The 19,811-nt window shown below is 55.6% G+C and carries 21 protein-coding genes; 7 read left to right on the forward strand and 14 right to left on the reverse strand.

Annotation, left to right across the window (positions count from 1 at the left end; all coding sequences use genetic code 11):
- Position 1: 1 nt before the first annotated feature.
- Positions 2–979 (reverse strand): taurine ABC transporter substrate-binding protein, encoded by a 978-nt coding sequence (gene tauA, locus NP77_RS15780; protein WP_082040849.1) that lies wholly within the window; start codon positions 977–979, stop codon positions 2–4.
- A 236-nt stretch (positions 980–1,215) separates the two neighbouring features.
- Between tauA and NP77_RS15785 the strand changes: the two genes are divergently transcribed.
- Complete coding sequence (locus NP77_RS15785) at positions 1,216–2,196, forward strand: LacI family DNA-binding transcriptional regulator (RefSeq protein ID WP_039660810.1); 981 nt, start codon at positions 1,216–1,218, stop codon at positions 2,194–2,196.
- A 1-nt stretch (position 2,197) separates the two neighbouring features.
- Here the strand turns inward: NP77_RS15785 and NP77_RS15790 are convergent, their stop codons facing one another.
- A complete protein-coding gene (locus NP77_RS15790; protein WP_003852942.1) occupies positions 2,198–2,800 on the reverse strand; it encodes a LysE family translocator in 603 nt (200 codons plus the stop codon).
- Positions 2,801–2,857: 57 nt separating this feature from the next.
- Here NP77_RS15790 and NP77_RS15795 point away from each other — a divergent pair, with 57 nt between their 5' ends.
- From NP77_RS15795 to NP77_RS15805, 3 genes are all read left to right on the forward strand, one after another.
- Entirely contained in the window at positions 2,858–3,874 is a 1,017-nt protein-coding gene (locus NP77_RS15795; RefSeq protein WP_039660811.1) for a hydrolase, read from the forward strand.
- A 4-nt stretch (positions 3,875–3,878) separates the two neighbouring features.
- On the forward strand, positions 3,879–4,097 hold the full coding sequence (locus tag NP77_RS15800) for a YheU family protein (protein WP_003852945.1): 219 nt from the start codon (positions 3,879–3,881) through the stop codon (positions 4,095–4,097).
- A 61-nt stretch (positions 4,098–4,158) separates the two neighbouring features.
- Complete coding sequence (locus NP77_RS15805) at positions 4,159–5,028, forward strand: phosphoribulokinase (RefSeq protein ID WP_003852946.1); 870 nt, start codon at positions 4,159–4,161, stop codon at positions 5,026–5,028.
- A 413-nt stretch (positions 5,029–5,441) separates the two neighbouring features.
- Here NP77_RS15805 and NP77_RS15810 read toward each other — a convergent pair whose 3' ends face one another.
- A complete protein-coding gene (locus tag NP77_RS15810; RefSeq protein WP_039660812.1) occupies positions 5,442–5,846 on the reverse strand; it encodes an OsmC family protein in 405 nt (134 codons plus the stop codon).
- 303 nt (positions 5,847–6,149) lie between these two features.
- On the opposite strand from NP77_RS15810, the gene crp reads away from it, so the two are divergent.
- Both crp and NP77_RS15820 read left to right on the forward strand, forming a co-directional pair.
- Entirely contained in the window at positions 6,150–6,782 is a 633-nt protein-coding gene (crp, locus tag NP77_RS15815) for a cAMP-activated global transcriptional regulator CRP (protein WP_003852956.1), read from the forward strand.
- Between the two features lie 57 nt (positions 6,783–6,839).
- A complete protein-coding gene (locus NP77_RS15820; RefSeq protein ID WP_039660813.1) occupies positions 6,840–8,915 on the forward strand; it encodes a YccS/YhfK family putative transporter in 2,076 nt (691 codons plus the stop codon).
- Position 8,916: 1 nt separating this feature from the next.
- On the opposite strand, the gene NP77_RS15825 is transcribed toward NP77_RS15820, so the two are convergent.
- From NP77_RS15825 to ppiA, 5 genes are all read right to left on the reverse strand, one after another.
- Positions 8,917–10,137, reverse strand: a complete 1,221-nt coding sequence (locus tag NP77_RS15825) for an aspartate aminotransferase family protein (protein ID WP_039660814.1) — start codon at positions 10,135–10,137, stop codon at positions 8,917–8,919.
- An 81-nt stretch (positions 10,138–10,218) separates the two neighbouring features.
- Positions 10,219–10,794: an aminodeoxychorismate/anthranilate synthase component II gene (locus NP77_RS15830; RefSeq protein WP_039660815.1), complete on the reverse strand. Its 576-nt coding sequence runs from the start codon at positions 10,792–10,794 to the stop codon at positions 10,219–10,221.
- Positions 10,795–10,835: 41 nt separating this feature from the next.
- Complete coding sequence (locus tag NP77_RS15835; protein WP_003852963.1) at positions 10,836–11,429, reverse strand: putative adenosine monophosphate-protein transferase Fic; 594 nt, start codon at positions 11,427–11,429, stop codon at positions 10,836–10,838.
- Positions 11,419–11,589 carry a YhfG family protein gene (locus NP77_RS23050; protein ID WP_003852968.1) on the reverse strand — a complete coding sequence of 57 codons (171 nt, stop codon included), beginning with the start codon at positions 11,587–11,589 and terminating at the stop codon, positions 11,419–11,421. The genes NP77_RS15835 and NP77_RS23050 overlap by 11 nt, the downstream gene beginning before the upstream one ends.
- A 99-nt stretch (positions 11,590–11,688) precedes the next feature.
- Positions 11,689–12,261: a peptidylprolyl isomerase A gene (ppiA, locus tag NP77_RS15840; RefSeq protein WP_039660816.1), complete on the reverse strand. Its 573-nt coding sequence runs from the start codon at positions 12,259–12,261 to the stop codon at positions 11,689–11,691.
- Between the two features lie 261 nt (positions 12,262–12,522).
- On the opposite strand from ppiA, the gene tsgA reads away from it, so the two are divergent.
- On the forward strand, positions 12,523–13,701 hold the full coding sequence (gene tsgA, locus NP77_RS15845) for an MFS transporter TsgA (protein ID WP_003852972.1): 1,179 nt from the start codon (positions 12,523–12,525) through the stop codon (positions 13,699–13,701).
- A gap of 35 nt (positions 13,702–13,736) precedes the next feature.
- Here tsgA and NP77_RS15850 read toward each other — a convergent pair whose 3' ends face one another.
- The 6 genes from NP77_RS15850 to NP77_RS15875 all read right to left on the reverse strand — a co-directional run bounded on the left by NP77_RS15850 (position 13,737) and on the right by NP77_RS15875 (position 19,784).
- The gene (locus NP77_RS15850) at positions 13,737–15,014 is read right to left on the reverse strand and encodes a cytosine deaminase (RefSeq protein WP_039660817.1); all 1,278 of its coding nucleotides are present in this window, start codon (positions 15,012–15,014) and stop codon (positions 13,737–13,739) included.
- 384 nt (positions 15,015–15,398) lie between these two features.
- On the reverse strand, positions 15,399–16,400 hold the full coding sequence (trpS, locus tag NP77_RS15855) for a tryptophan--tRNA ligase (RefSeq protein WP_003852975.1): 1,002 nt from the start codon (positions 16,398–16,400) through the stop codon (positions 15,399–15,401).
- A 16-nt stretch (positions 16,401–16,416) separates the two neighbouring features.
- Positions 16,417–17,094 (reverse strand): phosphoglycolate phosphatase, encoded by a 678-nt coding sequence (locus NP77_RS15860; protein ID WP_039660818.1) that lies wholly within the window; start codon positions 17,092–17,094, stop codon positions 16,417–16,419.
- On the reverse strand, positions 17,078–17,761 hold the full coding sequence (rpe, locus tag NP77_RS15865) for a ribulose-phosphate 3-epimerase (RefSeq protein ID WP_003852981.1): 684 nt from the start codon (positions 17,759–17,761) through the stop codon (positions 17,078–17,080). Before rpe ends, NP77_RS15860 begins: the two co-directional genes overlap by 17 nt.
- Before the next feature lie 67 nt (positions 17,762–17,828).
- On the reverse strand, positions 17,829–18,644 hold the full coding sequence (dam, locus tag NP77_RS15870; RefSeq protein ID WP_039660819.1) for an adenine-specific DNA-methyltransferase: 816 nt from the start codon (positions 18,642–18,644) through the stop codon (positions 17,829–17,831).
- Positions 18,645–18,737: 93 nt separating this feature from the next.
- Positions 18,738–19,784, reverse strand: coding sequence for an SPOR domain-containing protein (locus NP77_RS15875; RefSeq protein ID WP_039660821.1), 1,047 nt, complete (start codon positions 19,782–19,784; stop codon positions 18,738–18,740).
- Between the last annotated feature and the right edge of the window lie 27 nt (positions 19,785–19,811).

Consider the following 19,811-nt stretch of genomic DNA (forward strand, 5'->3'; position numbering starts at 1 on the left):
CTTAGGGTTTAACTAATGGTGCGACGAAACGGGAGGTCACATAGCTGCTGTAGTCGTTATCCGCCTGCGGCACCCGGCCCTGTGCTTTCAGAAACTGCGCAGTATCGACGATCGCTTTATTGACCGGTTTGCCCAGCTGCTCAACCTGCTGCTGCGCCGTGAGGTAGGTATTGCCCTTCACCAGATCCGGCACCTGCGCTTCCGGCACACCGCTAAGGCGGGAGAGTTTGCTGAGATTATCGGGCTGCTTCAGCCAGCTATCGGGGCTGTTAAGATAGGCCTGCTGCGCATCAAGCGCGCTGCGGGCAAATGCGGTCACGATCTCCGGATGCTGCTCAGCGAAATCTTTGCGGACCACCCAGACATCCAGCGTCGGCGATCCCCAGCTCCCCACTGCCGCCGAGTCGGTCAGCACTTTGCCCTGTTTTTCCAGTTCATTCACCGCAGGCGCCCAGACGTAAGCGCCATCAATGTCGCCACGCTGCCACGCCGCGATAATCGCAGGCGGCTGCAGATTAACCAGCTGTACCTGCGACGGCTTGATGCCCCAGTGTTTCAGTGCAGCAAGCAGGCTGTAGTGAGTGGTAGAGATGAACGGCACCGCGATGCGCTTGCCGATGAGATCGTTGGGAGTGATGATGTTCTTCTTTACCACCAGCGCTTCAGAGTTGCCCAGCTGTGAGGCAAGCAGAAACGCTTCGATTGGCAGCTTTTGCGCCGCTGCGACCGCTAACGGACTGGAGCCGATATTGCCAATCTGGACGTCGCCGGACGCCAGCGCGCGCAATACGCCTGCACCGCTGTCAAACTTACGCCAGTCGACGCTGGCCCCGCTCTCTTTGGCAAAACTGCCATCAGCCTGTGCCACTTTCGCCGGTTCGGCAGAGGTCTGGTACGCAACGGTGACATTGACTGCATCAGCCCGAAACGCCAGCAGCGCCATCGCTGCGGCTAAGAAAGTTAAACGTGTTGCTGCCATGATCACTACCCCACCGGTTTTATCGTGGAGGCAGTGTCTCTGCACGCAATAGTTTCATAAAGGAATTAAAAATTATCCCTAATAGAAATAAGTTCTTAGATTACTATCTGCAAAACTAAGCTGAAAATCGCAAATGCTGAAAATAGCTAAAGTAAGCAAAAATGTCAGGCGCTCACATTGTGCCTGTGTTATTGATATGCGTTCCCAATTATTGCCTGTTAAGGTCTTTAAATCCGATGTCGATCGAGAAAGTCGCTCAGCTGGCTGGCGTTTCCAAAGCCACGGTATCGCGGGTTCTCAACGCGCATCCCGGCGTAAAGCCCGATACGCGTGAGAAAGTTCTGGCGGCAATCTCTGCCTGCGACTATCAGCCCAACTTACTGGCACGTCAGCTGCGGACGGCACAAAGCCACATGCTGCTGGTGCTGATCTCGGATATTACCAACCCCTTCTGTTCGCGCGTGGTTCAGGGCATTGAAGCCGAAGCAGAACTGCACGGCTATCACATTCTGCTTTGCAACTCCGCCTCGCAGCTTCAGCGTGAAGCCGCCTATCTTTCGCTGCTGACCGGAAAAGTGGTGGATGGTGTAATAACGATGGATGCCGCATCAGGGTTGCAGGATTTGCAGGCGCTGATCGCCGGGGCGCCCTGGGTGCAATGCTGTGAATTTGATCCGGATATTCCCGCCTCCTCGGTCAGCATTGATCACCTTGAAGCCGCGCGTGACACCATCCATTACCTCGCGGGTAAAGGGCGGAAACGCATTGGGCTGGTCAATGGCGATATGCGTTACCTGTACTCACATCATCGGGAAAAGGGTTACCGGCAGGCAATTGAGGAGCTGGGATATGCATGGTCCGGCATCTCCTATACCTACGAGATCTCCTGTGAGGCGGGCAGCCAGGCACTGAGAGAACTCATGGCGCTACCGGAACCGCCGGACGCAGTGTTTGCGGTGTCAGACGTGCTGGCGGTGGGCGTGGTGCATGCGGCGCTGGAAGCCGGTCTGCGCGTGCCGGAAGATCTGGCGGTGGTCGGGTTTGATGGTGTGTCGTTTACCCGCAGCCTCAATCCGCCACTGACCACCATCGAGCAACCGATGAACCAACTGGGCGCGCGCAGTGTGCAGCTGCTGCTGCAGAAGATCCGCAACCCGAACGCGCCGGTGATGCGTGAGGTGCTGCCCTGGACGCGCGTTGAACGCGCATCCAGCTGACTCAGTGCCAGATTAATAGCACGCAGGCAGCGGTCAGCAGCCCCATGGCGAGGTTAAATATTCTCCAGGCGCGGCGACTGCGCAGAATGCGACCAATCATCGCGCCAAATCCCATCCAGATGACGCCCGACACCAGATTAACCAGAAACATACCGACGCTTATGGCCATCACGGAATGACGATACGCATCACCGGCCAGACTGAAGCTGGCGACCGCGCCCAGCGCCATCAGCCAGGCTTTGGGGTTGATCAGCTGTAGCAGCCCGCCCTGCCAGAACGGCATTGGCGCATCCGGTGCCTGGTCAGTTTCCAGCTTTGCATAGCTGGCGGTGGCTATCTTCCACGCCAGCCAGAGCAGATAGAGGCTACCGGCGATTTTCAGCATCAGATGCAGCGAGGGATAGAGCAGGATCAAACCGCCTACGCCAAAGGCCACCATCAGCAGCATCACCTGCATGCCGATCATGATGCCGATCATCAGCGGAATCGTGCGCAGAAAGCCAAAATTAGCGCCCGAGGCGGTGAGTAACATATTATTGGGGCCTGGCGTAATGGCCGCGACCCACAGAAATCCCAACATTGATAAGAAAAGACTCAGTTCCATGGCAATCGGGTACTCCTTACCCTGCAATAAAAAACTTATCGAAGCTAACAGTGTGATATGGAACAGACAAGCTTTTACCACATGAAATTTACCGGCCCGGAAAACGAGCAGTTCAGACCACCTGACACGCTGCGTAACGCGCATCTGCAGACGATGCTGCCGCGCCTGTTACGTCGCCGTATCACCTTCGCTCCTCACTGGCAGCGTCTCGATCTGCCCGATGGCGATTTCGTCGATCTCGCCTGGAGCGAAGATCCGCAGCTGGCGCAGCATAAACCGCGCGTGGTGCTGTTTCATGGACTGGAGGGCAGCTTTCAGAGTCCCTATATTCATGGCCTGATGGCGATCTGCCGCGCACGCGGCTGGCTGGCAGTAGTGATGCATTTTCGCGGCTGCAGCGGCGAACCTAACCGGCTGAACCGCATCTATCACTCCGGCGAAACTGAAGATGCCCGCTTCTTCCTGCGCTGGCTGCGCACCCGCTGGGGTCATGTGCCTACCGCCGCCGTGGGTTTCTCGCTGGGCGGCAACATGCTGGGCTGCCTGCTCGGCCAGCAGGGTGCCGCAGCGGAGGTAGATGCCGCCGTGATTGTCTCCGCCCCGCTGCTGCTGGAACCGTGCAGCGTGAAACTGGAACGCGGCTTCTCGCGCTTCTATCAGTACTACCTGCTGGCGCAGCTCAAGAAAAATGCACGCCGCAAACTGCATGCCTGGCCGGACACCCTGCCGGTTAATCTGGCACAGCTCAAAGCGATGCGGCGACTGCGCGATTTTGATGATGCGATTACAGCCCGCGCCCACGGTTTTGTCGATGCAGCAGATTACTATCATCGTGCCAGCGCCATGCCCTGGCTGAAACACACAGAGAAACCGCTGCTGATCATCCACGCCAAAGACGATCCCTTTATGAGTGATGAGGTGATCCCGCACAGCAGCCAATTATCTGCCACTATTACTTATCAACTGACACCCTACGGCGGCCACGTCGGTTTTGTCGGCGGAACGCTACGCCAGCCTGAAATGTGGCTGGAACAGCGCATCCCGCAGTGGATCTCCCCTTTTCTGGATAACTGATCTTGTGATTATTCCCTGGCAACAGGTCTCACCTGAGACCCTTGAAAATCTGATTGAAACCTTTGTGCTGCGCGAAGGCACAGACTACGGCGAGCAGGAACGCAGCCTGCTGGACAAGGTAGCTGATGTGCGACGCCAGCTGGAAACCGGTGAAGTGGTGCTGGTGTGGTCGGAACTGCATGAATCGGTCAATATCATGCCGCGCAAAGAATTTCGTGGCTGATGCACCCGGCATCATTTCATGATAACAATGCTCATCGCCCGACCTCACAGGGAGCTTTTCTATGTCTGCACGTCATCCCATTATCGCGGTGACCGGTTCCAGCGGTGCAGGAACCACCACCACCAGCCTCGCGTTTCGTAAAATCTTTCAGCAGCTCGATCTTCATGCTGCTGAACTTGAAGGCGACAGCTTTCACCGCTTTACCCGCCCTGAAATGGATATGGCGATTCGTAAGGCGCGCGATTTAGGACGTCACGTCAGCTACTTTGGCCCGGAAGCCAATGACTTTGGTCTGCTGGAGCAGAGCTTTAAAGAGTATGGTCAAAGCGGACAGGGCCAGTCGCGTAAATATCTGCACACCTACGATGAAGCCGTACCGTGGAATCAGGTGCCCGGCACCTTTACGCCCTGGCAGCCGCTGCCGCAGAACACTGACATTCTGTTCTATGAAGGACTGCACGGCGGCGTGGTGACGGCGCAGCATAACGTGGCGGAACAGGTTGATTTGCTGGTGGGCGTTGTGCCCATTGTTAACCTGGAGTGGATTCAGAAGCTGGTGCGCGACACCGGCGAGCGCGGTCATTCACGCGAAGCAGTGATGGATTCCGTGGTGCGTTCGATGGAAGATTACATCAATTTCATCACGCCACAGTTCTCGCGCACCCACATCAACTTTCAGCGCGTCCCGACCGTCGACACCTCAAACCCGTTCGCTGCCCGCGCCATTCCGTCACTGGATGAGAGCTTTGTGGTGATTCATTTCCAGGCGCTGGAAGATATCGACTTCCCCTACCTGCTGGCGATGCTGCAGGGTTCGTTTATCTCGCACATCAATACGCTGGTCGTGCCCGGCGGCAAAATGGGTCTGGCGATGGAGCTGATCATGGGTCCGCTGGTGAAGCGGCTGATGGAAGGTAAGCGGATAGAGTAAGAGGTCAGCAAAAAAACGCAGAGAGCAGAGGCCTTTCGCAAAGACGCAAAACCGCCATCCCTGGCCCGCTATGCTTTGCTACAGGCATATGCTCCCTTCGCTTCACGTCCGGCAACCACATCCGTTTTCAGAAAGGTCGCCACTGAAAAAACCTGGTGACAAAGAATCTGACAGCAACACCTAAGCTCAACACGCCGGGAACAGGGTCAGAAGAGGAAAGCGTCCCGCGACTGGGACAAAAACGCCGGGAGCGTTTTTGAACAACGCAAAGCGTTGGCCCGGTATGGGCGCACCTCAGGGATGAGGTGCGTAATAACGCGGGCACAGTCTTAAAGCGGACTCTCTATGCAGGAACGGCACGACACCAGACCGACTCCGAATTGGCCCGCGACTTTAAAATGCCCTTCAGCCTGTTACAGCTCAATCACTTCATAGCTATGCGTAATCGTCACACCTTTACCCAGCATGATGGCCACCGAACAATATTTTTCAGCAGAAAGATCCACCGCGCGTGAGACCGCTTTATCCTGGAGCGCTTTACCACTCACGATAAAGTGCAGGTTGATGTGCGTAAAGGTTCGCGGCGCCTCTTCACGACGTTCTGAGGTCAGTTTTACTTCACAATCAGCCACATCGTTACGGCCTTTTTGCAGAATTGATACCACGTCAATCGCGCTGCATCCGCCGGCCGCCATCAGCACCATCTCCATTGGGCTGGGCGCTTTATCGCCCGAATTTCCATCCATCAGTATCTGATGGCCGGATGAGGATTCTCCGAGGAATGTCAGTCCTTCTACCCACTTCACTCTTGCCTGCATGATTTTTGCTCCGGAATACGCTGTTTTGTCGCCAGAGTACGCTTTCGCCTGGTAAACAGCAATCCAGAGAAATCCGCCTGTAGCTGAAGCGAGACAACACAAGACAGTCGGCAAAAGCTGTGCTACAAACAGTGCTGAAAATATTTTTCGTCACCCGATGGCGAAGCCGGGAAGAATGATGCGCACTGCGCCTGATGCGGCCCGAATAATTTCCTGAAAGGGAAACGCTTGAAGCTTTCACCGCCTGACAGGGAAAACTGCCCCCTGTATTTTGGGCACGATTACAACAGAGGATAATAGCGAATGGTTCTCGGCAAACCGCAAACAGACCCTACACTCGAATGGTTCCTGTCCCATTGCCATATTCACAAGTATCCATCCAAAAGTACGCTGATTCACCAAGGTGAAAAAGCAGAAACGCTTTACTACATCGTGAAAGGTTCCGTCGCGGTTCTGATTAAAGATGAAGAAGGCAAAGAGATGATTCTTTCCTACCTGAATCAGGGCGATTTCATTGGTGAGCTTGGCCTGTTCGAAGAAGGCCAGGAGCGCAGCGCCTGGGTACGTGCGAAAAGCGCGTGCGAAGTGGCGGAGATTTCTTACAAGAAATTCCGTCAGCTGATTCAGGTTAATCCCGACATCCTGATGCGACTCTCCTCGCAGATGGCGCGTCGCCTGCAGGTCACGTCTGAAAAAGTGGGTAACCTCGCTTTCCTCGACGTCACCGGACGCATTGCACAGACCCTGCTCAACCTGGCGAAGCAGCCAGATGCCATGACGCATCCCGACGGCATGCAAATTAAAATCACTCGTCAGGAAATTGGCCAGATTGTGGGTTGTTCACGCGAAACCGTGGGCCGTATTTTGAAGATGCTGGAAGATCAGAACCTGATCTCCGCACACGGCAAAACCATCGTCGTTTACGGCACCCGCTAATTCCTGTCACCCACGGCGTGATGGCAACATCACGCCGTTATTGTTTGTGTTGGGCCGATGTGGCGTCGAATTATTTACCATCCTGAAGTCAACTACGCCTTGCGGCAAACGCTGGTGCTTTGTCTGCCCGTCGCGCTGGGCTGGCTGGCTGGCGACCTGCAAAAAGGTCTGCTGTTCTCGTTAGTGCCTGCCTGCTGCAATATTGCCGGTCTGGATACCCCGCATAAACGCTTTTTCAAACGCCTGATTGTGGGTGGCAGCCTGTTTGCCCTCGGCAGCTTCCTGATTCAGTGGCTCACACTGCATGCCATTCCGCTACCGCTCATCCTGTTCGCCATGCCCCTGCTGCTCGGCGTGACGGGTGAGATCAGCCCGCTGCATGGTCGTCTGCTGCCCGGCACGCTTATCGCCGCCATTTTTACCCTGAGCCTCATTGGCCGCATGCCCATCTATGTTACCCCGCTGCTCTACATCGGCGGCACGCTCTGGTATGGGCTGTTTAACTGGTTCTGGTTCTGGCTGTGGAAAGAGCAGCCGATGCGCGAAAGCCTCAGCCTGATCTACCGCGAGCTGGCTAACTACTGCGACGCCAAATACACCCTGCTGACGCAGCTGACCGACCCGGAAAAGGCACTGCCGCCGCTGCTGGCGCGTCAGCAGAAAGTGGTCGATCTGATTAACACCTGCTATCAGCAGATGCACATGCTGTCGGCAAGCCGCGATCACAGCCATAAGCGGCTGACGCGCGCCTTTCAGGTGGCGCTGGATCTGCAGGAACACATCTCGGTTAGTCTGCATCGGCCGGAAGAGGTGCAGAAGCTGGTCGAACAGAGCCATGCCGAAGCGGTAATCCGCTGGAATGCCAAAACCATTTCGGCCCGGCTACGGGTGCTGGCGGATAACATCCTTTATCACCAGCTACCCGATCGCTTTGCGATGGATAAACAGCTTGGCGCGCTGGAGAAGATCGCCCATCAGCATCCCGATAATCCGGTGGGTAACTTCTGTCTTTACCACTTCAACCGCATTGCGCGGGTGCTGCGCACGCAGAAACCGCTGTATCAGCGTGACCTGATGGCGGATCGTCAGCGCCGTCTGCCACTGTTACCGGCGCTGCGCAGTTATCTCTCTTTTCGCTCGTCAGCGCTGCGCACCGCCGGACGCTTTGCGGTAATGCTGATGCTGGGGAGTGCACTGGCGCTGTTCTTCAATATCCCCAAACCTTACTGGATCCTGATGACCATCATGTTCGTCAGCCAGAACGGTTACAGCGCTACGCGTGTTCGCATCCAGCACCGTGCGCTGGGCACCTTTGCCGGTCTGGTGATTGCGGCCGCCACGCTGCGGCTGGCGGTACCGGAGTCGCTGGTACTGCTGATCATGCTGGCAATAACCTTTATCAGCTATCGCTTTACGCGCCAGTTCTATGGCTGGTCAATGATTGGCTTTACGGTCACGGCGGTTTACTCGCTGCAATTGCTGTCGCTGAATGGCGCGCAGTTTCTGCTGCCGCGACTGATGGATACGCTGATGGGCTGCCTGATCGCCTTTGGCGGGATGCTGTGGCTGTGGCCGCAGTGGCAGAGTGGCTTACTGCGACAGAACGCCCATGATGCGCTGGAAGCCGATCAGGACGCACTGAGATTGTTGCTGGGTAACGAACAGTCACCTGAGAAACTGGCGTATCAGCGAGTGAAGGTGAATCAGGCGCACAATGCGCTGTTTAACTCGCTGAATCAGGCGATGCAGGAACCCGCGTTTAACTCCCGCTATCTGAGTGATATGCGGCTCTGGGTCACGCACAGTCAGTTTATTGTTGAGCACATTAATGCCATAACGATTCTGGCGCGGGAGCACACTATGCTGACCGACTCGCTGGCAGAACGCTATCTGCAATCCTGTGAAATCGCGCTACAGCGGTGTCAGCAGCGGCTGGAATATGATGGTGAAAGCTCACAGGTTAATCTGCTGGATGAGCTTGAGAACATCAGTGAGGGACCTGTCACGGTGGTGGAACAGCATGTGCGACGTATTCTTGACCATCTGAGCGTGATGTACACCATCTCCTCACTGGCATGGAACCAGCGACCACAACATGGCCGCTGGCTGATCAGACGCTTACGTAAAAACTAGCCTAGCCGTTAAGCACCTTGCCGACGGCGGTGGCGAAGCGGCGCATGCCCTCTTCGATATCGGCCGGTTCGATAATCAGTGACGGCGCAAAACGCATCACGTCGGTGCCGGCAACCAGCACCATCACGCCCTCAGCGGCGGCGGCATTCAGTATGTCGCGTGACTTCCCGGCATGCTGAGGTTTAAGCGCGGCGCCAATCAGCAACCCCTTGCCGCGAATGTCACTGAACAAGTCATACTTCGCATCAATGGCCTGCAGCGCTGTGACAAAGTGCTCACGCCGCATATCGACACCCGCCAGCACGTCCGGCGTATTGATAATATCCAGCGCCGTTTCAGCGATGGCGCAGGCCAGCGGATTGCCGCCATACGTGGTCCCATGCACGCCTGGTGCCATGGTCGAGGCGATCTCGTTAGTGGTCAGCATGGCGCTGACCGGGAAACCGCCGCCCAGCGCTTTGGCTGAGGTCAGAATATCGGGCTGGACGCCATAATGCTCATAGGCGAACAGTTTGCCGCTGCGTCCCATGCCACTCTGCACTTCATCCAGCACCAGCAGCGCCTGATGCTGATCGCAAAGCTCGCGCAGTCCCTGCATAAATTCCTGCGTCGCGGGCACTACGCCGCCTTCGCCCTGAATCGGTTCAACCACGATGGCGCAGGTGTGGTCGTCGATTACCGCTTTCACTGCATCAAGGTCATTAAACGGCACGTGGACGATATCCGCCGGTTTCGGCCCGAACCCGTCGGAATATTTTGGCTGTCCGCCGACCGTAACGGTAAACAGCGTCCGGCCATGAAAGGCGTTATGGAAGGCGATGATTTTACTTTTAAACGGGCTGTGACGTTTGCAGGCGTAGTAGCGCGCCAGCTTAAACGCGGCTTCGTTGGCTTCGGCACCGGAGTTGGCAAAGAAGACGCGATCGGCAAAGGTCGCCTGGATTAACTTACTGGCAAGGCGCAGCGCCGGTTCGTTGGTGAAGACGTTGCTGGTGTGCCACAGCGTCTCGCCCTGGCTTTTCAGCGTCTCCACCAGCGCAGGATGGCAGTGTCCAAGTGCGGTGACGGCGATACCACCCGAGAAATCGATATGCTCTTTGCCCTGCTGATCCCATACACGGCTGCCCTTGCCTTTTACCGGCACGAACTGCGCAGGTGCATAAACAGGCAAAATAACGTTATCGAACGTCTCCCGCGTGACCGCAATTTTTTCCGCTGCCATTGATGACCCCATTTAAATGATTATTGTGCAAACATGAAATAATAATCACAAAATATGCATAAAAAATCACTCAAAGGCAACTTATTGCTCAAGGAAATTGCGCAGCAGCAGATGTCCCTGCTCGCTGAGAATGCTCTCGGGATGGAACTGTACGCCTTCCAGCGCCAGAGTTTTGTGGCGGAATCCCATAATTTCGTCAGGCTCGCCGTCACGCATCGTCCATGCCGTCACCTCGAACGCCTCGGGCAGAGTATCGCGCTGCACAATCAGCGAGTGATAGCGGCTCACGGTAAGGGGATTATTGAGATTGCGAAACACGCCCTGGCCGGTGTGCTGAATGGCAGAGGTTTTGCCGTGCATCACCTGACGCGCACGTACCACCTGCGCGCCATACGCCTGCGCAATCGCCTGATGGCCCAGGCAGACGCCCAGCACCGGCAGCTGTCCGGCGAAGTGCCGGATTGCCGCCAGCGAGATGCCTGATTCCGACGGCGTGCAGGGGCCAGGCGAGATGACCAGATGGGTCAGTGGCAGCGCCGCCATCTGCTCCAGCGTGATGGCATCATTGCGCACCACCTGAACCTGCGCGCCCAGCTCGCAGAAATATTGATAGAGATTCCAGGTAAAGGAGTCGTAATTGTCGATAAGCAGCAGCATGACGTGTCCAGAATGATAAACCGCGCCGCTATTCTACGCGGTCAGGCCGCCTCACTCACCACTTTCGCAAAGACCTGCTCCAGCGGGACCAAATCTCCGGCTACACCGGCCTGATTCGCCGCTTTCCAGCTTTCAGCATCCGTCTCTTCCCAGTTCAGCAGATATCCGGCATGCAGTGCAAGCTGTTCAAAGAAAATCCGCTGCGCCCGACCATTTCCGTGGCGGAAAGGATGCAGCATATTGATTTCGCAATAGTAGTGAGCGAGGCGCTGAATAAATTCGTCACGCGGCAAATCAGCTAACCCCTTCTCTTCTTCCAGCGCGGCCATCAGGGCATTGCCTTCCTTTTCGATATATTCGAAATGACAGAACGGCGTCTCATCACGCCAGATATCAATGGTGCGCAGTTCCCCCGCCCAGCTGTAGACATCCTGGAACAGCGTGCGATGGATCTGGCGCAGGTAAGGCAGCCCGGGATTACGCGGGCCCAGCTCCAGCGTGGCGGCGCGTGCCGCACTAAAGCTCAGCTCTGCCTTGCGCAGCTGCGCAGCGTCATGAATATCGGGCAGATTTTTCAGCACGTTGTCGTGCTGCCACAGGTAGGGATCCTGGCTGACGGCGGTATTAGAGTCCATATTGCCTCCTCAGTGACGCCAGACGTGCGGCTGCATCATCGCTGTTAACACTGGTTTCATTTGGCATGAAACCTTCCAGCCGACAGCTGGCCTGATAGCTGGCGCTACGTCGCTGTTGCCACAGGGTGACCTTCTGTTTTTCGGTGAGTTTGTTCGCCATGCCGCCTCCTGCTCAGGTTTTTGCCCTAAGTATAAGAGCAATTTCTGGCTTTGCCGGAGGCGACAGACGGTCGCCATCCGCAGATGGCGACGAAAAGCGTTAAGGCAGGACTTTAGCGGAGAGGATAACTACCGGTTTGGACGGAACATTCTGGTAAGGACCCACATCTTTGGTCGGAACCTGAGAAATTTTTTCAACCACATCCTGACCTTTCACAATCTTGCCAAATACGGCATAGCCAAAATCGCGCTGTCCGTGGTCGAGGAAGGCATTATCCGCGACGTTGAGGAAGAACTGGCTGGTCGCACTGTCTTTATCGGCGGTACGCGCCATAGAGATGGTGCCGCGCAGGTTACGCAGGCCATTGTCCGCTTCGTTTTTAATTGGCGCGTTGGTCTGCTTCTGCTGCATGTCTGTGGTGAAGCCCCCACCCTGCACCATAAAGCCCGGGATCACGCGGTGAAAAATGGTGTTGTTGTAAAAACCATTGTTGACGTAATCAACGAAGTTTTTCACAGAAACCGGCGCTTTTTGGTTATTCAGTTCGAGTTCAATATTGCCGGCGGAGGTGGTGAGCAGAACGTGGGTGTCACCTTTTGCGGCCAGCGCCTGGGCGGAAACGGAAGAGAGCGCTAACAGGGTGATGGCCGCTGTAAAAGTACGTTTAAACATGAAAGATTCCTTACCTGGGAGAGCGGGCACAAAAACGTGATTGATTGTAAAGAGACTCTATTCCATGAGCCAGCGTTTTACCTATATTTACGCTGTTGCAGCAAAAGGTCTGAGCAAACGTTAAACACCCGCAATTGCGTGATTAAAATCACACAACACATGAAATATGGATCTGTAGTTTCACTGCTTGTTTATTAAGATCACAGTTCCGTTTACACTTTCTGACACTTTTTGCCACCCGGTTCTCAACAGGTTCAGAACATGACAAACCGTAATCGTATTGGCCTCACCTGGATAAGCTTCTTCTCCTATGCGCTGACCGGCGCGCTGGTGATCGTTACCGGCATGGTAATGGGCGATATCGCAAAAGATTTCCAGATCCCCATCTCCAGCATGAGTAATACCTTCACCTTCCTCAACAGCGGCATTTTAGCTGCGGTCTTCCTGAACGCCTGGCTGATGGTCATTGTGCCGCTGAAGCGCCAGCTTATTTTCGGCTTCGTCCTGATGGTGCTGGCGATAATCGGATTGATGACCAGCCGCGATCTCACTGTCTTCTCGCTCTGCATGTTTGTACTGGGTGTGGTGAGCGGCATTACCATGTCGATCGGCACCTTCCTGATTACCCACATGTATGAAGGTCGTCAGCGTGGTTCACGCCTGCTGTTCACCGACTCCTTCTTCAGCATGGCGGGCACACTGTTTCCGGTGCTGGCAGGGATTCTGCTGGCGCGTCAGTTGCCGTGGTACTGGGTCTACGTCTGCATCGGCTTTATCTACGTCGCCATCTTCATCATGACGCTGTTTGTTGAGTTCCCGGTGCTGCGTAAGCCTGAAAACAGCCCGACGGTTGAGAAAGAAAAATGGGGTGTGGGCGTGCTGCTGCTGGCAGTGGCGGCACTCTGCTACATTCTGGGCCAGCTCGGCTTTATCTCCTGGGTGCCGGAATATGCCACCAAAGTCATGGGCATGAACATCAATGACGCAGGACAACTGGTGGGCAGCTTCTGGACGGCGTATATGGTGGGTATGTGGGCCTTCAGCTTCCTGCTGCGTTTCTTCGATCTGCAACGCATTCTGATGGTGCTGGCAGGCCTGGCGACCGTGCTGATGTACTGGTTCGTCAGCAGCAGCGATGCTGGCATGCTGAAGTGGATCATCATGATTCTTGGTTTCAGCTCAAGTGCTATCTACACCACCATTATCACTCTGGGTTCACTACAGACCAAAGTGGCTTCACCGAAGCTGGTGAACTTCATCCTGACCTGCGGCACCGTCGGCACCATGCTGACCTTTGTGGTCACGGCACCTATCGTTGAGAAAAGTGGTGTGCATACCGCACTGGCGACGGCTAACGCGCTCTACGCCGTGGTGTTTGTAATGTGTGCCCTGCTCGGCTTTGTCAGCCGTCATCGTACTCACGGTCACGTCACGCATTAATCCTTCAGAGCGGCGAGTCATCGCCGCTCTGCTTTCTACCGCCGGAAGTCGATGCGCTCCCGTTCCCGCCAGTAAATCTCGCTTTCTGCGGGCTTTGTCTCTGCCACCACGACACCACGACGCAATGAATAGCGCACCGGCACCTGCCTTCTGACCGCATCAAAACCGCTTTCCGCTGGCAGAATGATCAGGCTGGCCTCGTTGCCGCTCTGAATGCCATAACCTGACAGCTGCATCGTCTTCGCGCTGTTATGCGTAATCAAATCCAGACCCGCATCAATCTGCTCATAGCCCATCAGCTGACAGACATGTAAGCCCATATGCAACACCTGGAGCATATTGGCGGTGCCCAGCGGATACCAGGGATCAAACACATCGTCGTGGCCGAAGCAGACGTTAATCTCTGCCTCCAGCATCTCTTTTACGCGCGTTATCCCGCGCCGCTTAGGATAGGTGTCAAAGCGACCCTGCAGATGAATATTGACCAGCGGATTGGCAACAAAGTTAATGCCCGACAGTTTAAGCAGCCGGAACAGCCGTGAGGCGTACGCGCCATTGTAAGAGTGCATTGCGGTGGTATGACTGGCCGTCACACGTGCGCCGTTGCCATCGCGATGGGCCAGCGCCGCCACGGTTTCCACAAAACGCGACTGTTCATCATCAATCTCATCGCAGTGAACATCGATCAGCCGGTCGTAGCGGTTAGCCAGCGCAAAGGTTTTATGCAGCGACTCGACGCCATATTCGCGGGTGAATTCGTAGTGCGGAATGGCGCCGACCACATCCGCGCCCAGCCGTAACGCCTCCTCCAGCAATGCTTCGCCGTTGGGATAAGAGAGAATGCCCTCCTGAGGAAACGCGACAATCTGAAGGGTGATCCATGGGGCCATCTCCGCTTTCAGCTCCAGCATCGCTTTCAGCGCCGTCAGTGACGGATCGGACACGTCAACGTGAGTGCGGACAAACTGGATACCGTTGGCGATCTGCCACTTCAGCGTCTGCAACGCCCGCTGTTTAACATCTTCGTGGCTGAGCAGCGCCTTGCGTTCGGCCCAGCGCTCAATGCCTTCAAACAGCGTCCCGGACTGATTCCATGCCGGTTCACCCGCCGTCTGGGTGGTATCCAGATGAATATGAGGCTCAATAAAGGGCGCGCAGGCTATGCCGCCCTCACCGTCCAGTGATTGATCCGCGGGTGAAGGCTGCTGCGGCTGAGCTGAAATGCGGGCAATTTTTCCGTCGGCGATTTCGATTTGCCACAATCCTTCCCGCCAGGGTAAACGCACGTTATTGATCCACTTGGGTGACAACATGGCTGATTCCTTATCCGGTTAACCTGAGTGGTTAAAACTAGCACGATTCATACCACGCACGGCAATGCAGGATATTCAGCAGGTTAGCCACGCCAGATAAACTTAATTAAAATCAAAGTCATACATCTTAATGGGTATATAGGGCCGTGGTTGATGTATATCAATAAGCGTCAGAAAGGGCGCGCTATTGTAGCCGCAGATATCGCAAATTTGAGGCAAAAATGAGCAAGCACAATGTCGTCGTTATTGGTAACGGCATGGTCGGACAGGTGATCAGTCCCAGCCTGATGATCATCGGCAGCGTGGTGAGTCTGCGCTGGTTTTAAATCCTGCAAATAAAAACGGCGGGCACAAAGCCCGCCGCGTTGTTTGTCTGCTCAGCCATTATGGCATCGCGACAAAGCCTACGGCCTGATAAACCTTCTTCAGCGTTTCCTGCGCCTGTGCGCGTGCTTTGGCCGCGCCATCACGCATTACCTGCTCCAGCAGGGCTTCATCGTTGCGGAAGCGATGATAACGCTCCTGAAGCTCAGAGAGCATGCCCGACACAGCATCGGCTACCGCGCCTTTCAGATGGCCATACATTTTGCCTTCGAACTCCTGCTCCAGCTCAGCAATGGTTTTACCGGTCACGCCTGACAGAATATCCAGCAGGTTAGACACGCCCGCTTTCTCTTTGATGTCGTAGCGCACCACTGGCGGCTCTTCAGAATCAGTCACAGCGCGTTTGATCTTCTTCACGACCGCTTTCGGATCTTCCAGCAGGCCGATAACGTTATTACGGTTATCGTCGGACTTGGACATTTTTTTGGTCGGTTCCAGCAGCGACATGACGCGTGCACCCGATTTCGGAATGAACGGCTCTGGCACTCTGAATATGTCGCCATAGATCGCATTGAAGCGATGTGCGATATCACGGCTCAGCTCCAGATGCTGCTTCTGATCTTCACCCACCGGCACCTGATTGGTCTGATAAAGCAGAATGTCCGCCGCCATCAGCACCGGATAATCGAACAGACCAGCGTTGATGTTCTCTTCGTAACGCGCTGATTTATCTTTGAACTGCGTCATGCGGCTCAGTTCACCGAAGTAGGCGTAGCAGTTCAGGATCCAGCTCAGCTGCGTGTGTTCTGGCACATGCGACTGAACAAAGATGGTGCTTTTTTCCGGGTCGATACCACAGGCCAGATAAAGCGCCAGCGTGTCCAGCGTCGCTTTGCGCAGTGCTGCAGGATCCTGACGCACGGTGATTGCGTGCAGATCAACGATGCAGTAAATGCAGTGAAAATCATCCTGCATCTGCACCCACTGACGCAGCGCTCCCATATAGTTGCCAATGGTCAGTTCGCCGGACGGCTGTGCGCCGCTGAAAACGATGGGTTTCATACTTAAGTCCTGATATTTACAGCCCCAGAGCGGGCAAAAGTTCGTCGAAAGAGTCGAGGGTTAAATCGGGCTGGCTGGTCACAATCGGCTCGCCATAATTATAACCAAAGGTCATACCCACATTCGGTACGCCTGCCGCCTGCGCCGCCTGAATATCATTGCGAGAGTCGCCAACAAACAGCAACTCATTCTGCAATACGCCGAAGGTGCCCAGCACCATAAAGATCGCTGCAGGGTGCGGTTTTTTAACCGGCACATCGTCGCCACCAATAATCAGCGAAAACGCATCGGCAATGCCCAGCGATTCCAGCAACGGTGCCACAAACGGCGTCGGCTTGTTCGTCACAATCGCCATCGGCAATCCGGAAGCCTTTAATGCCTCCAGCGTCTGCTTTACCTGTGGAAACAGCGTGCTACCCGCCTCTACCGTATCGGCGTAGTGCCGGTCAAACAACGCCCGCGCATCACGCTGCTCTTCAGGCTGCGGTTCGCGACCCAGCGCGAAGGTCAGCGCGCGGGCCATCATGATATCGGCACCGTTGCCGATCCAGGTGGAGACCCGCTCAAGGCCCGCCTGCGGCAGGCGGAGATCGCTCAGCGTACGGTCGATCGCATCAGCAAGGCCTGGCGCGCTATCCACCAGCGTGCCATCGAGATCAAACGCCAGCGCACGAATCTCAGTGAAATGAGCCATTGGCTTTCTCCAGTTCATTGCGCATATCGTCGATCACTTTTTTATAGTCAGGATGACCGAAGATGGCAGAACCGGCGACAAACATGTCAGCACCGGCAGCCGCTATCTCGCGGATATTGTCGATCTTCACGCCGCCATCCACTTCAAGGCGAATGTTGTAACCGCTCTGATCGATACGTCTGCGCGCTTCACGCAGTTTATCCAGGGTGCCGGGAATAAATGACTGACCGCCAAAACCAGGGTTCACTGACATCAGCAGAATGATATCCAGCTTATCCATGACGTAATCCAGATAGCTAAGCGGGGTCGCCGGGTTAAACACCAGACCTGCTTTACAGCCATGCTCTTTAATCAATTGCAGGGTGCGGTCAACATGTTCGCTGGCTTCGGGATGAAAGGTGATGTAAGTGGCGCCGGCTTTGGCGAACTCAGGGATCAGCGCATCTACCGGCTTCACCATCAGATGCACATCGATGGGAGCGGTGATGCCATAGTCCCGCAGTGCTTTTAGCACCATCGGACCCATGGTCAGATTAGGGACGTAGTGGTTATCCATCACGTCGAAGTGCACCACGTCACCTCCGGCCGCCAGCGCTTTGGCTGTGTCTTCGCCCAGACGGGCAAAGTCCGCCGAAAGGATTGAAGGGGCCAGCAAATATTGTTTCATCCGATTCTCCCACTGTTGTGCGCCAGCCCGGAGGCTGGCGTGATGCGTTGGTCGCGGACGAAACAGACTAGCGATAAAGTGCCAGCAGTTCGTCGACCTTGGTGCGACCCGTTATGCTTCGGCTGATAGAACGCCGGGCTTTGACCACATGTAATACTGCATCCTGATACCACAAACGCGTCAGTGCAGTGTCGTGGTTAGAAATCAGAACCGGAATACGGTTCTCCGACGAAGCGAGCTGTGCCGCTAACGCCGCCAGATTCTCCTGCTCGCGAAGACTGAAGCTGTTGGTGTGATAAGCCGTGAAATTAGCCGTTGCCGACAGCGGGGCATAAGGCGGATCGCAATAGACCACAGAGCCCTTGCCAGCATTGGTCAGCGTAACATCGTACGATTCACAGACAAACGTCGCTTTTTGCGCGCGCTCGGCAAACCATAACAGTTCTGCTTCCGGAAAGTAGGGTTTGCGATAGCGGCCAAACGGCACGTTGAACTCACCACGCAGGTTATAGCGACAGAGGCCGTTGTAACAGTGACGGTTCAGATAGAGGAACAGCAGCGCGCGCTGGTAGGCGTCGGTGCTGGTGTTGAATTCGGTGCGCCGCTGGTAATAACAGATCTCGTTGTTACCTTCCGGCGTAAACAGCAGCTGCGCGTCACGAATGAAATCCGCCGTGCGCGTTTTAACAATGTTGTAGAGATTAATCAGGTCACTGTTGATATCTGCAAGATGGTAGCGATCAAACTCCGTGTTCAGAAACACTGAACCTGCACCCACAAAGGGCTCGACCAGACAGTCGCCTTGCGGCAGGTGACGATGGATCTCTTCTACTAAGGGAAATTTTCCCCCTGCCCATTTCAGGAAAGCGCGATTTTTTTTCATGCTGTCGTGGTTATTACATCTTATTGTGAGGCTGTGGCTTTACCGACAGCAGATCTGCGCTTAAAACGGGGCCAGAACATGGCCCCACATCCGCTATTGGCTGGCTTCTTTCTTCACCTGGCTAACGGGTTTTACCCAGGGATTTTTTGCACGTACTTCCGCAGGCAGCGACGCGACAGCGCGTTTGGCATCCGCCGGTGTGGCATAAGATCCACTCACCAGCACATACCACGGCTGACCGTTACGGGTGGTTTTGTAGACGTGATACCCGCTCAGATTCTGTTGTTTAGCCCAGGCATTCAGGCTTTCCGCCTTCGATGCACCGCTCAGCTGCAGCGTATAGCTGCCGCCTGGCACGGATTTGCTGGCTGAACTGCTGCCGGTGGACGCAGTGGCCGGAGCAGAACTGGCTGGGGAATGCGCTGGCGTGGTATGCGTTTTGCTGTCACGGGTTGCAGGTTTCGACGCCGTTTTATGCGATGAATCATGCGCCGGACGTGCAGAAGCATTGGATTTGTTGGGCGTCTGACGTGAAGGTGCGGCGACAGGATTGGCTGCCGTTCCTGCATTACCGCTGACCGTCGCGGGCGCCGTCGGCAGTGAACTGCCACCCTGCCTTCCCATCGCAGCGTTATCGACCTGCTGCTGCTGATTCGTCAGCGCGCTGTTCAGATCGCCTGGCAGCGTGACGCGCTGCTGATTTGCTGGCGCGTCAACCGGCGCGGCCTGGGTAGGCGTTGACGCCACAGGCGGCATGGAAACGTCACGCTGAGGAGCAGAGGCACGCTCACCGCTGGTCGATGCGTTATTTGCGTCAGCCGCTGGCGTGGTTTGACCTGACGGAGGAGTCTGCCCGGCTGACATGGAAGAGGAGCCGCCCAGATCGATATTCTTCTCGCTACCGGAACCGCCACTGGCGGCAGGAGTCGTGCCCGCAGTCGCTGGCTTTTTCTCATCCGGGCCATTCAGCGCTGAACCAATACCCAGTACCAGTAACAGCAGAACCAGAATCCCGACACCCATCATGATGCGCTGGCGCGACGCCGGTACTTTGGCTGCGGCAGACGGCTTACGCGGGCGCGAGGGACGGCGGTCGCTGGCGTCAGGTTTTAACTCGTCTTCCGGTTTAAACTCATCCATTTTGCCTCCTCCGTAAAGCGGCATTCC

The sequence above is a fragment of the Pantoea sp. MBLJ3 genome (assembly GCF_000816655.1).
Taxonomy (GTDB): domain Bacteria; phylum Pseudomonadota; class Gammaproteobacteria; order Enterobacterales; family Enterobacteriaceae; genus Pantoea; species Pantoea eucalypti.